Annotated in this window: 12 protein-coding genes and 1 pseudogene; 5 read left to right on the top strand and 8 right to left on the bottom strand. The window is 62.2% G+C overall.

All coding sequences use genetic code 11. The annotated features are described in order from the left end of the window. Positions 1 to 878: 878 nt before the first annotated feature. Positions 879 to 1,109, top strand: coding sequence for a hypothetical protein (locus tag GGC65_RS20825; protein WP_192648899.1), 231 nt, complete (start codon positions 879 to 881; stop codon positions 1,107 to 1,109). Positions 1,110 to 1,334: 225 nt separating this feature from the next. On the opposite strand, the gene GGC65_RS20830 is transcribed toward GGC65_RS20825, so the two are convergent. The 3 genes and pseudogenes from GGC65_RS20830 to GGC65_RS20840 all read right to left on the bottom strand — a co-directional run. Further along, positions 1,335 to 1,511, bottom strand: coding sequence for a hypothetical protein (locus GGC65_RS20830; RefSeq protein WP_192648900.1), 177 nt, complete (start codon positions 1,509 to 1,511; stop codon positions 1,335 to 1,337). Between the two features lie 243 nt (positions 1,512 to 1,754). Beyond that, positions 1,755 to 2,996, bottom strand: a complete 1,242-nt coding sequence (locus tag GGC65_RS20835) for an NAD(P)/FAD-dependent oxidoreductase (protein ID WP_192648901.1) — start codon at positions 2,994 to 2,996, stop codon at positions 1,755 to 1,757. Positions 2,997 to 3,237: 241 nt separating this feature from the next. Continuing rightward, a pseudogene (locus GGC65_RS20840) lies at positions 3,238 to 3,612 on the bottom strand (flavodoxin family protein); the annotation flags it as partial. Between the two features lie 524 nt (positions 3,613 to 4,136). On the opposite strand from GGC65_RS20840, the gene GGC65_RS20845 reads away from it, so the two are divergent. Then, the gene (locus GGC65_RS20845; RefSeq protein ID WP_192648902.1) at positions 4,137 to 4,295 is read left to right on the top strand and encodes a hypothetical protein; all 159 of its coding nucleotides are present in this window, start codon (positions 4,137 to 4,139) and stop codon (positions 4,293 to 4,295) included. A 42-nt stretch (positions 4,296 to 4,337) separates the two neighbouring features. Here the strand turns inward: GGC65_RS20845 and GGC65_RS20850 are convergent, their stop codons facing one another. After that, positions 4,338 to 5,225 carry a LysR family transcriptional regulator gene (locus tag GGC65_RS20850; RefSeq protein ID WP_192648903.1) on the bottom strand — a complete coding sequence of 296 codons (888 nt, stop codon included), beginning with the start codon at positions 5,223 to 5,225 and terminating at the stop codon, positions 4,338 to 4,340. A gap of 105 nt (positions 5,226 to 5,330) precedes the next feature. On the opposite strand from GGC65_RS20850, the gene GGC65_RS20855 reads away from it, so the two are divergent. Then, positions 5,331 to 6,215 (top strand): SDR family oxidoreductase, encoded by an 885-nt coding sequence (locus GGC65_RS20855; protein WP_192648904.1) that lies wholly within the window; start codon positions 5,331 to 5,333, stop codon positions 6,213 to 6,215. Positions 6,216 to 6,436: 221 nt separating this feature from the next. Here the strand turns inward: GGC65_RS20855 and GGC65_RS20860 are convergent, their stop codons facing one another. The 4 genes from GGC65_RS20860 to GGC65_RS20875 all read right to left on the bottom strand — a co-directional run bounded on the left by GGC65_RS20860 (position 6,437) and on the right by GGC65_RS20875 (position 11,291). Then, a complete protein-coding gene (locus GGC65_RS20860) occupies positions 6,437 to 7,807 on the bottom strand; it encodes an MmgE/PrpD family protein (RefSeq protein WP_192648905.1) in 1,371 nt (456 codons plus the stop codon). Positions 7,808 to 7,937: 130 nt separating this feature from the next. Further along, positions 7,938 to 9,014: a tartrate dehydrogenase gene (locus GGC65_RS20865; RefSeq protein WP_192648906.1), complete on the bottom strand. Its 1,077-nt coding sequence runs from the start codon at positions 9,012 to 9,014 to the stop codon at positions 7,938 to 7,940. An 11-nt stretch (positions 9,015 to 9,025) separates the two neighbouring features. Further along, entirely contained in the window at positions 9,026 to 10,276 is a 1,251-nt protein-coding gene (locus GGC65_RS20870) for a glycerate kinase (RefSeq protein ID WP_225940943.1), read from the bottom strand. 7 nt (positions 10,277 to 10,283) lie between these two features. Further along, the gene (locus GGC65_RS20875) at positions 10,284 to 11,291 is read right to left on the bottom strand and encodes a phosphoglycerate dehydrogenase (RefSeq protein ID WP_192648908.1); all 1,008 of its coding nucleotides are present in this window, start codon (positions 11,289 to 11,291) and stop codon (positions 10,284 to 10,286) included. Positions 11,292 to 11,451: 160 nt separating this feature from the next. Between GGC65_RS20875 and GGC65_RS20880 the strand changes: the two genes are divergently transcribed. Next, on the top strand, positions 11,452 to 12,204 hold the full coding sequence (locus tag GGC65_RS20880) for a GntR family transcriptional regulator (protein WP_192648909.1): 753 nt from the start codon (positions 11,452 to 11,454) through the stop codon (positions 12,202 to 12,204). Positions 12,205 to 12,347: 143 nt separating this feature from the next. Then, positions 12,348 to 14,513 carry a TonB-dependent receptor gene (locus GGC65_RS20885; RefSeq protein WP_192648910.1) on the top strand — a complete coding sequence of 722 codons (2,166 nt, stop codon included), beginning with the start codon at positions 12,348 to 12,350 and terminating at the stop codon, positions 14,511 to 14,513. Positions 14,514 to 14,517 lie beyond the last annotated feature (4 nt).

A 14,517-nucleotide genomic window follows, 5' to 3' on the forward strand; every position in this document is an offset into this window, starting at 1 on the left:
CGACACACGAGGGCCGCGTGACGGGGTCGCTTCTCGGGTCGCGGGGAGCCAGCCGGAAATAGCCTGCAGGCCGTCAAGAAATCAAGAACCCCGACGCACTGTGGGGGTACGGCGGGGCCGGGTTGCCCTCGAATTGCCGAGGGCCGGTAAAATTTATCGGACGGTGGTGAACGAGAGGTTACGGCAAAAAGGCCGCGCTGGTGGAGCGCGGCCTTCCCGTTCTCTCGGTATGGCTACGCGAGAGAAAATCCCATCAGCTCTCGCAAGGGTCGCGATAGAGAGCGTCCGTGTTGCAAGGGTAAGCCGATACCCAGCGAAAGCAATACGCGCATAGGGATTGAAAAACCCCGCCAGCGGATGCCAGCGGGGTCAGTGTGGTTGCCTGCGCCCATCAGGTACTAGGAGGGTCAGGGCGCCGTCTTCTAACGCTCGACGGAGCGCAGGGTTGCGGGCATGAGGGCGGGCAGCAGTGTTGGTTCAATAGAGATAACCGAGGTGAGCGACGTCAGCCAACGACCGTTCGGGAAACGAACAATTCAACAGCGAATGACCGACGCGGGGGCATGAGCAGACGTCCCAAACCAGTCGCTCCAAGTGATGTGCAAGCATAATGTCGCAAAGGGCTGCTTTCTCAGATTCTCACCCGAAACCGGCCTGACTGCAAACGGCCAGGTCCAGCGTTGGCGCTGGCTCGCGGCGCACGGGTGTCCGCTTCTCTCGTCTCCCACCAAAACGGGACCATCCTTAAACGGCCAAAGTTAGCCTCTTAGCCGCAGAAAACTTGGGACGAGGCGCCGTGAGACCAGAAATCAATGTGCCCGAGTCTCGTTACGTGCCAGCCCATTGAGCCGGCTTCGCGGCCATGTGCTTATCGCGACATGAAAAGCATATCTCAATTCTTCGCCCAGGCCGGAAAGCGCGTTGTTCGCGATCCTGCCATTGATCATCATCTGGCCTCGATTCACACGGCCGCCGAAAAGCTTGATGCTGCGCTTGGACGGCGCTGCAGCATGGCCGAATTGCTGCCACTCGTGTCCGAGGTCTTCCGATGCCAAACACGTCTGTTCGGCGCTCTTGCAGGAGAGAGCGATCCGGACGTTGTCGATTGAGAATACGTAAGCGTTCCGAAACCCTTCCCAGCCCTCGCAGCAAACATTGTCCCGGGACGGACGATTGAAATCGCAAATCTTTCCAGCGGCCAGGCACGGGCGCGCATCGCACACCGCCCTGTGCTACTCTCACAAGTAGTTTGGTCGATGGGCGTCAGCCAGACGCAATAAAAAGGGCCCGCCGAAGCGGGCCCAGTTGCCATGGGTGCCATGGCGGAGGATGTCTTAACTCTCGGTGCCGGGTTTGCCCGTTTTCGGCGGCTTGCCATCTTCGATCCTGCCTTCGTTCCGAAGGTCGCGACCTTCCTGCGCCTTGCGCTTGGATTCGGGGCTGTCGCCGTTCTCGAAGGCTTCTTCCTTCACATGGCCAGCCGCTTCCTTGATGTTGCCCTTGACGCTCATTCGAACCTCCTTTTGAAGATGGAGGAGAAACCGCTCATCTGCTTCAAAGTTGCGTTTTGAGCGCGGAATATATCTTCGCAGGCTCATGCAACCCTTGCTTTTTTTCGGGTTTCTCATCTGCATGGGGGCGTTGAGACTCTCGGTTTTCAGCCCCCTATGTGCATGGCTTTCGTGCCGCCGCGGGTGCCTTTCACCTGGTCCCACAAGTGATGCCCGCGGCGCACGAATCGTCTCTGCCAGATCTCAGAAATTCCGGTTGAAGCCGAACAGGTCGCCGTCGCTGTCCCCCTTTCCGCACAGCGTGCTGCGCAAGATTTGCGCTGCCATCATCGAGAAGGTGATCCCGTTGCCGCCGTAGCCCATCGCGGCGTAGCAGTTCGGCATACGGGGCACGCGGCCGATTGTCGGGATGCCGAGTGGGTTGTTCCCGAAACTGCCCGCCCATGCGAAGGCCGGCGTTGGCTCGATGCTGGGTAGCAACGCGCCGAGCTTCCGAGTAAGAATAGCGGTCTTTTTCGCGATCTTGGCGTCGCGTGCTTCGGCGCTCTCGAACTCTTCATCCTCTCCGCCGCAGATGACGGCGCCGCCCGGCGTGGTGCAGATATAGAGATAGGGATCGGACGCTTCCCAGATCATCGCGGCGTCGGGCCAGATGGCTTTGGGTTGCGGGCGCGTCGCAATAACCCAGGTCGACATGATGAAATTGCCCTTGCGCGGAATGCCCTTCAGCATCTCATAACCTGTCGCGAAGATCACGCTTGCGGCGCGAACCTCACCGCGTCCGGCAATCTCCAGGGTCACACCGTTCTCGCATGCGTCTATGCCCACGACCTCCGCCGGCGCGTAGACCCGCGCCCCGCGCGTCTCGGCCACCGCGAGATAGGCGGCGGCCATCCGGCGTGGGTCGGCGCTGTAATTGCCGAAGCCCATGAGACCGTGGCGACCCTTTATCCCGTAACGCCGCTCGGTCTCGGCAGGGCCGATCAGTTCGACCTCGAAGCCTGCGTCCCGGCGCGCGTCGGCCTCGTCCGCGAGGCCGGCAGGATCGAGTATTTTGCCGTCGAGGTAGAGCGAGGGGCGGGTTGCCGCCTCCACGTCGAGTCCAAGGCGATCGGTGCGGGCGCGAAGGGCGTCGACCGCCAGGCGTGAGCGGCGCCATATCCGCGTGGCGCGCGTCTTCCCGATCCGCTTTGTCATGTCGCAGAGCGGGATGTCGAGTTCATATTGGAGCAGCGCGGTAGAAGCGGCGGTCGAGCCGACCGCCGGGCCGCGACGATCGAGGACTACGACATCGAGCCCCGCTTCGCTCAGCATCTCGGCGATCAGCGCGCCCGAGATGCCGGCGCCGACGACCGCGACATCGCATTTGATCGAGCGGGAAAAGGGGCCCACGTCGAGGCGATTGCGCCCACGCTCCATCCAGATCGTGCGCCCTGTTCGAAGGTCGCGGCGCTGCGTGGCCGAACCGCCGAGCGTTACTCGCATCTCGCAGCTTAGCCCGGGTAGGGCGACTGCTTGAGCAAGCGTGCAAGATGTGCGGCGTTGCTCGCGACCATCTTCGCAGCTTGGTGATCATGGGTGGGCGATGCTCGAGATCCTTGAAGTCGACCGCGCCCATCGCCTCGCCGACCCAATAACAGCCTGCGACCGCCGGGATCGTCCAACCGGTGTCGTTCAGCGACTGGAAAAGCTGCGAACAGACATGGTGCGCGCCATCCTCATTGCCGACGATTGCGGCGACCGCGACCTTCGAATAACTTGGCATCCGGCCCGCCTCGTCGGTCTCTTCGAGAAAAGCGTCCATCCTTTCGAGCACGAGCTTTGCAACGCTCGATGGCTGCCCCATCCAGATGGGGGTGCCGAAGATGAGAATGTCGGAGGCGAGAATCTGTTCGCGGATGCGGGGCCAGTCGTCGCCGTCGCCTTCATCAGATGAGACACCCCATTTGACGTTGTGGGCGGCAATGCGAATGGGGGCGCGCACCTCGACATCTTGGTCTGCGAAATGTTCTGCAAGCACCGCGATCATTGCGTCAGTAGAGCTTTTTCGGCCCTTTGCCGAGAGCGAGCAGTTAATGGCAGTCGCGGTGAGAGAGGGCATGATATCTCCTTGCACCCCCCCGCGAAGATAATGAACGCCCGACGATCAGGTTCCGCTTCCTCGTTGAATATTGATTTCGGAAGCGACAATCTGCGTGCGTCCTGTGACGCGCCACGACGAGTTCCTCGCGGCCGTCGTGTGCGGTGCACTTCTCAGGATTGGAGCTGAAACCAGTCCTATCACCATTAGCCGTTTTGAGCTGCCCTAGGATAGAACTTGGCAGATTTAACCGAAAACTGGATCCGCCTCTATCCTAGAACGAGCGTAGCGCGGCAGGCGTATGACTTCTGTTTTATTTGACGCGTTGGAAGACGAGCGCATTTTCTGCAACCAGCAACCCGTGCCATAATACGTTCTGACCGATAAGGAAGTCGAAATAGCGCGCAGCTGGTTCGGCCCCAGTCTTGCGATCAACCTGACTGGATCGCGGTCGTCCAGCGTCCCGACGATAGGCGTCATGAGCCTGCTTATTATGCTGTTGAACTTCATGTCGGGGACACCTGAACCGATATGCCGTGATGCATGTGATCAAGATGGCCGAGCCGTTCGATCTCGCCAACTATCATGTTCTTTCGGGCAACATTGGAAGCGACGATGCCGAAGACGGTTGCATGCCCCTGTTCATCGCAGCCCAATTTTTTCAAAGGATCTTCGACGTCAGCTTGAGCGGATTGATGCTCTAAACCTGTCATTCCGCTTTCGGCCAGAAACTGAAGTAGCCGAAGTTAGTCGATCAAGGCTGCCAGTTCCTCAGGCGTTCCTTCAACGAATATGTCCCTTAGGAATGAAAGGAACGCCGATACACGAGCGCTCAGCAGGCGTCGAGATGGGTATAGCGTCCAGAGCGCGATATCCGGTCCAGCCACGTCGCCCCATTTTATAAGCCGACCGCCGGCAAGATCGTGGTGGACCAACGAGAGTGGCAGTCGCCCGATGCCGACGCCCAGCCGGACGGCGTCGCGAACCATGATCATCGACGACAGCGACAGGACGGGATTGATCGCGAGGGCGGACTGCCCGTCTGGCATGGCCATGGTCCAGATCGTGTCAGGGTCGGCCGATCCCCGGATGACCGCCGGGACGGCGGCATCGCTCGACCGGACGAGGTCCGGGTTTCCCACTACGACGAGCCGGTCGTGAAGGAACGCTCGCCCTACCAAGTTCTCGTCGGCCCGCGGATTGACCCGGATCACGAGATCATAGCCCTCCTCGATCATATCGACGGCGCGATCGTCGGTCGTGATCTCAAGCCTTACCTCGGGATATTCGAACGCGAACCGGGCCGCGATCTTTCCCATCGCGGTCTGGGATAACAGGAGCGGCGCGCTGATCCGCAATCGGCCGCGCGGCATGTCCCCGCCTGACGCGATCTCGGCGGTTACCTCATCGACTTCCCTGAGGAGGGCACCCGTCCGTGTGTGCAACGCTCGTCCTTCCTCGGTAAGTTTGAGATCGCGAGCCCCTCGTTCGAACAGCCGCAGCGAAAGGCTTGCCTCCAGCTCGGCCACCCGCCGTGACAAGGTGGCCTTCGGACGACCGGCGGCGCGGGCGGCGCGTCCGAAGCCACCGTGCTTTGCGACGAGATTAAAGTCGGCGAGGGCGAGAAGGTCCATATGTTCCACCTGTGAGACGATCAGTTCAGATATAGCATCTATTGGCGCGTATATGGATCATTAAATTCCGATTTGTCGATCCCGACAAATCAAGGAGACTTTACCATGACCATTCTAGTTACAGGCGCCACCGGCCGTGTTGGCCGCCATGTGGTCGCTCAGCTCGTCAAGCGCGGCGCAGACGTGCGCGTGCTCACCCGCGATGCCGCCAAAGCCAGCTTCCCGGCCGGCGTGGAGGTCGCCAAAGGCGACCTGCTCGACATCGACGCGCTCCGCGCTGCCTTTACCGGCATCCGCACGCTGTTCCTGCTTAACGCCGTCACGGGCGACGAGTTCACCCAGGCGCTAATTGCGCTGAACATCGCCCGCGAATCCGGCGTCCACCGCGTCGTTTATCTGTCGGTGTTTGCGGCCGACCGGGCCGTAAACGTGCCGCACTTCGCAGTGAAGTTTGGTGCTGAGCGGATGATCGAACAGATGGGCTTCAATGCCACGATCTTACGTCCGTCCTATTTCATCGACAATGAGCAGATGATCAAAGACGTTATCCTGGACCACGGCGTCTACCCCATGCCCATCGGCGACAAGGGTATCGCCATGGTCGACGCGCGTGACATCGCTGAGGTTGCCGCGATCGAACTGATCCGCCGCGACCAAGCGCAAGGCGACCTACCGGTTGAAACCATCAACCTGGTCGGCCCCGACACGCTCACTGGTTCGGACGTGGCCACGATCTGGTCCGATGTCCTCGGCCGCCCGATTAGCTATGGCGGTGACGATCCCAGTGGATTCGAGCTGACCATGGCTACGTTCATGCCGAAGTGGACGGCCTTTGAGATGCGTCTGATGGCCGAACGCTATGTCAGCGATGGGATGATCCCCGAGCAAGGCGACGTCGAGCGTCTGATCGCCATCCTCGGACGTCCGCTGCACTCCTATCGCGATTTTGCAACTGGCCTAGCTTCGTCGGTCAGCCGAGCAAGCATCTGAAAACGAAAACTACAAGCCTTGCACGCGGAGCTCGCCGGACGATGGCGGCTCCGCCTTTTTTGCGATCATCGGCCTTGGCTCCCAGTCTCGATTTCCCGCTTGCCGGTGGTCCGCTTTTGCCTGAGTTCATATCAAAGCCGACAGGCGGCCAAACCCGGCGGACGCGGAGCTTGGCTGGCGCGGCAGAACGCTGTAATCAATCGTCGGCGGGCCGTGCCGATTCAGCGCCTTGCGGCCATATTCTCGAACAACTCTAGGTAGTCGCGCTGGTGCTCAAGTCGCGCGGTAAACGCCAGAATGCGGTCTTGTACGGCTTCCGTAAAATGCCGCCCGGCCATACGTCTGAACTTTTGCTCGAAATCCTTATCGGACATGGGGTTTTCAAGTGAGCCAGGACCGCTGACGACTTCGCTCGAGATCGTCTGGCCCGAAGCAAGCGTGACCGTCACCCGGTTGGGCAGGTGTTGCGGGAACATCGCGGTAAGGGCCGGATCTTCGGAGACCTTCGTGATGGACATCAGCGCCGCGGCCGTGGAATCAGCGATCTTTGCGTCCGAATAGGTCTCGATGGTGACCTCGCCATCAATCAGCGCCCGGGCCACGTTGAACGGCAAGCTGTGGTCGGCTGTTTCGCGGGTCTTGGGGTGAAATTTCTGCGCGTCGGCGAGGACGCGGCAGTTGAATTCCGTCGTCTCGATATGAATCGCGGAAATCGCGCTGAGGTCCGGAATCCGAGACCGCAATTCGAGCGCCGCCCAAACGGCCGTGTGCAATTCGCCGTTCGTCGGGAAGCTTTTCGTCAGCGAGCGCAGAATCGCATACTCGCCATTTTGAGGATTACCGAACGCATTCGCGTCCAGTGTGAACGGTCCCGACACCTGCGAAAAGAAGCCCATGTTTCCTTCGAATATCGGCGATGGACCCGTCATTCCGTGCCGCGCGAGTTGAGCGGCAAAGATCGCGTTTCGCGCAGCATTCGCGGCCGAGCAGCCCTTCCAGTCCGACAGCTCGCCAGAGCGAACCTGCCGCATCGCGATATGGCCGTTAAGGGCGATATTAATCGCCTGCGTGGTCCGGGCAACATCGAGTTTCAGCAGGCGCGACGCCGCTGCAGCGACCGCTACGGTGACATAGTTGACCTGATCCCAGCCCCGCTGGTTGAGGTTCGCTGCATCCTGAAGACGCATCTGGATCTCATAGGCAACGACGATCGCCGCCATGAGGTCGCGTCCGGGTGCATTTTCCGCCTCCGCCAGAGCGAGGCAAGCAAAGATGTTGTCGCTAGGATGGCCGGGTTCGCGGCCCATATAACCGTCATTATAATCAAGGAACCGCACCATTGTTCCGTTCGCAAAAGCGGCGAGATCGGGGGTCGTGCGCAAGTCCGTTCCAATGACGCTGGAGGAGGCCACCGGGACGCATCTCGCCAAAGCGATGGCCGCCTCCACGGGGGCAGCATCATAAGCGCCCAGAACGCAGGCGAGGCTATCGACAAAGCGGCGGCGAATGCATGCCAAGACGGGCTCGGGCAGGGCGGCCGCGTCGAGGCTGAGCGCGTAAGTCGCCAGTTTCGTGGCAAGAGGTTCACTCATCGTCTTATCTCTCAGGACAGGCTGGCCAGGCGTTGATCATAAGGGAGGCGTCGGCAGATCATTGCGATCGCAGACGGCCCGAAAAGGCGCGGCGACCGCGCGAAGCGGTCATCGGCAACGTCCTCGACCCTCATGACAACGCATCGAGGATGGCGTCGGTGCACGCACCGGTGGTGGCTGCGCCGCCGAGGTCGCGCGTACGATATTGCGGCTGAGCGAGTACCTCCTCGATCGCACGCAGCACCGCCGCGGCGGCTTCGCGCTCGCCGAGATGATCGAGCATCAGCGATGCCGACCAGATCTGACCGACCGGATTGGCGATCCCCTGGCCTGCGATGTCGGGCGCCGAGCCGTGGACCGGCTCGAACAGCGAGGGAAAGCGCCGTTCCGGATTGATGTTTCCCGCCGGCGCGATCCCGATCGTTCCGGTGCAGGCGGGGCCGAGGTCGGAGAGGATGTCGCCGAACAGATTGGATGCGACCACGACGTCGAACCAGTCGGGGTGCTGGACGAAATGCGCGGTCAGAATGTCGATATGATATTTGTCCCAGCGTACGCCGGGATACTGCTCCGCCATCGCTTCGACCCGTTCGTCCCAATAGGGCATCGTGATTGAAATGCCGTTTGACTTGGTCGCCGAAGTCAGATGCTTCTTGTCCCGCCGCTGCGCGAGGTCGAAGGCATATTTCAGGATACGGTCCGTGCCGACCCGCGTCATGACCGTTTCCTGCATGACGACTTCGCGGTCGGTGTCCGGGAAGATCTTGCCGCCGATCGAAGAATATTCGCCTTCGGTGTTTTCACGAACGACGTAGAAGTCGATGTCACCCGGCTGGCGGCCGGCGAGCGGGCTGGGGACGCCGGGCATCAGTTTGACCGGTCGAAGGTTGACATATTGGTCGAACTCGCGGCGGAACTGAATCAGCGAACCCCAGAGCGACACATGATCGGGCACCGTTTCGGGCCAGCCGACGGCGCCGAAGAAGATCGCATCATGCGCGCCGATCTGCTGCTTCCAGTCCTCCGGCATCATCGTGCCGTGCTGAAGATAATAATCGCATGAAGCGAAGTCGAAATGATCGAAAGCAAAGGCGCAGCCGAATTTCCGTTCGACGGCCTCCAGGATTCGAAGCCCCTCGGGAACGACTTCCTTGCCGATCCCGTCGCCGGCAATCACGGCGATGCGATGAATAGCCTTGTTCGTCACGGGAACCTCTCTCAGATGGGATCGATCAGGATGGCGCGGAAATCATTGACGTTGGTCAGGGTAGGGCCGGTGACGAGCAAGGCATCGATCCCGGCGAAGAAGCCGTAGGCGTCATTGGCGGCGAGCGCTGAAGTCGCATCGACGCCGCATTTCGCGGCGGCTGTGAGCGTATCGGGGCCGATGATCGCCCCCGCATTGTCCTCGCTGCCGTCGAGCCCGTCGGTGTCTGCGGCGAGCCCGCTTATCCCGGCCGCGCCCCCAAGATCGAGCGCGAGCGCGAGCAGATATTCAGCATTGCGCCCGCCGCGTCCGCCGCCGCGCACGGTGACACTGGTTTCTCCGCCCGACAGGAGGACGCAGGGCGCCGCAGCGATACCGTCCCCGGCGCGGATGGCTTTCGCGATTGCGGCGTGATTGCGGGCAACGTCGCGTGCTTCGCCCTCGATTGCGTCGCCGAGAATGACGGGATGATAGCCGTGGTTGCGCGCCTCGTCGGCCGCCGCCTCGAGAGCGCCGCGCGCGGTCGCGATCACGAAATGCTGCGCGGCGGGCAGTGATTTCGGCGTTTCGCTTTCCGGATTCTCGAGCCATTCGCGAACCGCCGGTGCGTCGATCCGGTAGCGATCGAGGATCGCGAGCGCGTCATCACGGCTGCTCGCGTCGGCGAACGTCGGTCCCGACGCGACCTGTGCGGGATCGTCGCCCGGGATGTCCGAAATGATGTAGGTGACGACGCGTGCCGGTGCGGCAGCAAGCGCAAGGCGTCCGCCCTTCACCGCCGATATATGCTTGCGGACGACATTGATCGCGCCGATCGGCGCACCCGAGCGGAGGAGCGCGCGGGTTACCGCCTGCTCGTCCTCCAGGGTTAGCGGCCCCGCCGGGGCTGCGAGGAGCGCCGATCCGCCTCCCGAGACGAGGCAGACGACAAGATCGTCGGGTCCCAGTGTCTCTGCCGCGGCGAGCATGCGCGCCGTCGCGGCGCGACCCGCATCGTCGGGCACGGGATGCGCGGCCTCGACGACCTCGATCCGCTCGCACGGGGCGCCGTGCCCGTATCGCGTTACCACCATGCCCGAGAGGGGCGCTTTCCATGCCTGCTCGAAGGCGCGTGCCATCGAGCCGGCGGCCTTTCCCGCACCGAGCACGAGCGTCCGGCCCGCGGGCGGGTCGGGCAGGCGGCGGCCATCGAATGTGCCCGCTGGCATGGCGCGCGCCACAGCGGTATCGAACAAGTGGATCAGCAGTTCGCGCGCGTTCATTGCAGGATCAGAGCCTGCGCCGGCCATCGGCGACCACGCATCGCGGCGGCGGGTCTTTGCCCGTGAGGACCGAGACGACGCATTGTGCCGCGACCAGATTGGTCCGCTCGAGCCCCTCGCGGGTCGAGGCAGCGGCGTGCGGCGTGGCGATGACATTGGGAAGTTCGATGAGGCGCTGGCTGATCGCGCGATATTCGGGATCGGCTTCACTGACGAAAGTGTCGAGCCCCGCGCCGGCGATCCGGCCCGCCAGTAGCGCATCGAGTAGCGCCGCGTCGTCGACCAGCCCGCCGCGCGCGGCGTTGATCAGGACGGCGCCGGGCTTCATTCGCGCCAGCGCATCGGCATCGATCAGGAAACGCGTCTCGGGCGTAAGCGGCGCGTGGAGCGATACATAGTCGCTTTCGCGCAATAAGGTGTCGAGGTCCGTATATTCGACGCCGGTGCGTCCGGCAAAATCGGGGTCGGGTGTCGGCGTCGTCACCAGGATGCGCGTCTCGAACCCGCCGAGGCGCTGAACAAGGCTGCGCCCGATCCGGCCCAATCCGACGATGCCTACGGTCTTTCGAAACAGATCGGTCCCAGTCACGATCGACCAGTCCCCGCCGATCATGTTGGTCTGGGTCTCACGGAAGCGGTGCCCGACCGCGAGCATGAGCGCAATTGTGTGATCGGCGACCGAGGCGTCGTTGCCGCCGGCGGCGATGCACACCACTTTCCCGAGTTGCTTTGCCGCCGCCGTGTCGACGCGCTCGTAGCCGACGCCGCGGCGCGACACGATTTGCAGTTGTGGCAGTGCGGCCAGCAATTCGCGCGTCACGCGCGCGTGGCCGACGATCCATCCGTCCGCGCCGTCCAGCATTGCGACAAGTTGGTCGTGCGACAGATCGCCGTCGGCCTGACCGGCCGGCAAATCGGCCTGCACGACCTCGCAGCCCGCGCCTTCGAGGAGCCTGATCGCGGCCTCGTCGAAGAAGCGTTGCGAGACGATGACGCGAGCCCGGTCAGGCTTCATGATGATCCCCTCCTGTCGAGATTTATCGTCGTCTTGAACCGGTGGCCGATCAGCCTGTCTGGTGACGAACTCGAATTTTGCGAATCAATCATACCAAGGATTGAATCCAATTTGCAACATTTTGGTGGCGCTATGCGCCGGCCGGGGCTAATCAGCGCATATGCCCCAGCGCAAAGTCAAGCCATCCGCCGTTCCCGAAGAGCCGGAAACGCTGTTCACCTCGACCGTGCTCACCCAGATCCGCGAGTTGATCGTCACCGGCGAACTGCCACCGGGCACGCATCTCGCGGCCGAGCCGATCGCAAGCCGGCTCGGCGTGTCGCGAACGCCGGTGCGCAACGCCTTTTCGGTCCTGTTGGCGGAAGGATTACTCGAGCATTCGGTCAATCGCGGCTTCTCGGTGCGCGAGATTCCGCTTCGCGATATATTGGGTGCTATCGACATGCGCGCGGTGATCGAAGCGCGAGGCTGCGGGATGTCGATCGAATATGGCTGGTCACCCGAGGAGCTTGCGACGCTCGACGAACGGATCGCGGCCGGCCGCGAGATCGTCGACCGTGGCGACTGGTCGGCCGAAATCGAGCGGCACTGGTATGAGATCAACCGCGACATCCATGCCTGGATTGTGCGGGTGGGGCGGAATCCCGCCATCCGCAGCGCCATGCGGATGACACTTATCTATCCGATTTTCGGCGATGTCTGCCGGTTGTGCCCGTCGGTGTCGCGCTATGTCCCGCTGCGCAATCGTCAAATTCCGCCGACCGTGCCGGAGCATGTCGCCGAGTCGCAGGACGAGCATGAGGCGATCGCCGATGCGATTCGCGCGGACGATGCGGAGGCAGCCGAACGGTTGATGCACCAGCATGTCATCGCAGTGAAGCACCGCGTACTCCTCGCCGCTACGCGTCGCTAATTCCCTGCAGATTCCGTACGAATTCGGAACGTCCATCTGCGCGCTCTCGGTATATTGAATCCATAAATTTGACATATTGCATCCAATCGTCGATTAGAGCGGCGACGGGCCGCGACAGACGGCCGCTCGAAGTGGAGGATGCTATGCGAGGTGCAATCTTGTTTTGCGGCGCCGCCGTTCTGGCGCTTTCGAATGCGCATGCAGCGCGGGCGCAAGAGGGGGCAGGTGCAGACGCTGCGACCACGGCCGATGACGATGCGATCATCGTGACCGCGCAGCGCCGCAGCCAGAGTCTGCAGGACGTCCCGGTGACGGTCACCGTATTCGGCGCAGACGAAATCGAGCAGGCGCGGATCCAGCAGGTGAGCGACGTCGTGACGCGCACCCCGGGCCTCAGTTTCGACGCCTTTCCGGCAAGCCAGCCTCGCCTCGCGGTGCGCGGCATCGGATCGTCGGACAAGGGCGCGGCCGGCGACCCGAGCGCCGCGGTGTTTCTTGACGAAATCTATCTCGGGCGCCCTGCGGCGGTCGCCTTCGACGCATTCGACGTCGAGCGGATCGAGGTGCTCAAGGGGCCGCAGGGCACGCTGTTCGGGCGCAACGTCGTCGGCGGCGCGATCAACGTGGTGACAAAGCGGCCGGAACTGGGCGCCTTCGATGCGGCGGCCGAATTCACCTATGGCAATTACGACCGGCTCGACGGAGCGGGCTTCGTCAACCTGCCGTTCGGCAGCGGGGGCGGGGCGATCCGGGTCAGCGGCGCCTATCGCTCGCACGGCGGCTACGTTTATAATCCGGTCATCGACCGCCGCGTCGACGATCAGGACACGCTGAGCGGGCGTTTCCAATTTCTCGCCGAACCCACCGACAATCTGCGCGTGCATTTCACGCTCGACGGAACCCGCGACCGCGCAACCGGCCCCGCCAAATACATCTTCGATGTCGACCCCGATGACCCCTTGTCGGCCGCTTATACGGTCGACCGCGATCCCAAGCGCACCTACGGCTCCTTTGCCGGCTATCAGGATCGCGACACCATCGGGGTGCGCGGTGAAATTGCCTGGGATTTGAGCTTCGCGACACTGTCGTTCCTCGGTTCTTTCCGCGATCTCGATTATGGAACGCGCTACGATTTCGACGGCAGCAATCCGACGCGATCGCTGGTCGACATCAGTGGCGGCGAGGACGAGCGTTCGGAATTGTCGAGCCAGGAAGTGCGGCTCTCGTCGCTACCCGGCTCCGGGATCGATTGGGTCGTGGGTTTCTATCATTACCAGCAAAAGACGATCCGGTCCGACATCTTCAATCTCGACAGCGAGTTCGTCGCGCCGATCCCGCTCACCGACATTTACGACCAGGATGCGCGCCTCGACAGTATCGCGGTCTTCGGCGATGCGACGATCCCGCTCGGCGACAAGTTCAGCATCATCGGCGGCGTGCGCTATTCGCGCGACGACAAGAGGTACCGGGTCACCAACATGCGCGGGATGGTGCCGCTGCGCGGAGACGAGTTCTTCGACGTCACCACGCAGAAGAGCTGGGACGACGTAACCTATCGCGGCGGCCTCAATTTCAAGCCAAACGGCGACCACCTCCTCTATGCGATGGTGTCGCGCGGTTTCAAGAGCGGTGGGTTCCAGGATACGCCGGCAAGCGCGATCGATGCCGCGACCGCATTCGATCCGGAAACCGCCGTTCAGTATGAAATCGGACAGAAGAGCCGTTTCTTCGACGGCCGGCTGATCTGGAACAACACGCTTTACTGGCTCGATTACAAGAATCTCCAGACCCGCCAATCGCAGCCCGACGGATCGATCATCACCAACAATGCCGGCAAGGCGACGATCAAGGGGTTTGAGACGCAGCTGACCGCGCGGTTGATGGGCGGGCTGAATCTCTCGGCCGCCTATGCCTATACCGATGCGCGCTTCGACGAGTTCGACGACGAGGGGATCGACCGGTCGGGCAACCGCATTTCGCGCACGCCGAAACATAAGCTGACGTTGTCGCCGTCCTACACTGCGTCGCTCGGCGGGAGCACCGAACTGACGTTGGCGGTCGATTATCAATATGAAAGCCTGATCTACGACGACAACAGCAATGAGGGGCCTGAAATCCGGCCGGCGACGCATTTCGTCGACGCGCGCGTCGTTCTTGCCGGGATCGGCGATCATTGGACCTTGTCGCTGTGGGGCAAGAATCTGACCAACGAGCGGACGCGAACGCACCAGACGCTTTTCCTTGGCGCCAACTTCGGAACCTACAACCCGCCTCGTACCTACGGAGCGACCCTCGGCTGGCGCTACTGATTGC

The sequence above is a fragment of the Sphingopyxis sp. OAS728 genome (genome assembly GCF_014873485.1).
Classification (GTDB): Bacteria; Pseudomonadota; Alphaproteobacteria; order Sphingomonadales; family Sphingomonadaceae; genus Sphingopyxis.

Bases quoted from the DNA above. Each gene is read 5' to 3' on its own strand.
- GGC65_RS20870 (WP_225940943.1), bottom strand. From the start codon at position 10,276: ATGAACGCGCGCGAACTGCTGATCCACTTGTTCGATACCGCTGTGGCG.
- GGC65_RS20855 (WP_192648904.1), top strand. From the start codon at position 5,331: ATGACCATTCTAGTTACAGGCGCCACCGGCCGTGTTGGCCGCCATGTG.
- GGC65_RS20875 (WP_192648908.1), bottom strand. From the start codon at position 11,291: ATGAAGCCTGACCGGGCTCGCGTCATCGTCTCGCAACGCTTCTTCGAC.
- GGC65_RS20835 (WP_192648901.1), bottom strand. From the start codon at position 2,996: ATGCGAGTAACGCTCGGCGGTTCGGCCACGCAGCGCCGCGACCTTCGA.
- GGC65_RS20850 (WP_192648903.1), bottom strand. From the start codon at position 5,225: ATGGACCTTCTCGCCCTCGCCGACTTTAATCTCGTCGCAAAGCACGGT.
- GGC65_RS20825 (WP_192648899.1), top strand. From the start codon at position 879: ATGAAAAGCATATCTCAATTCTTCGCCCAGGCCGGAAAGCGCGTTGTT.
- GGC65_RS20860 (WP_192648905.1), bottom strand. From the start codon at position 7,807: ATGAGTGAACCTCTTGCCACGAAACTGGCGACTTACGCGCTCAGCCTC.
- GGC65_RS20880 (WP_192648909.1), top strand. From the start codon at position 11,452: ATGCCCCAGCGCAAAGTCAAGCCATCCGCCGTTCCCGAAGAGCCGGAA.
- GGC65_RS20830 (WP_192648900.1), bottom strand. From the start codon at position 1,511: ATGAGCGTCAAGGGCAACATCAAGGAAGCGGCTGGCCATGTGAAGGAA.
- GGC65_RS20885 (WP_192648910.1), top strand. From the start codon at position 12,348: ATGCGAGGTGCAATCTTGTTTTGCGGCGCCGCCGTTCTGGCGCTTTCG.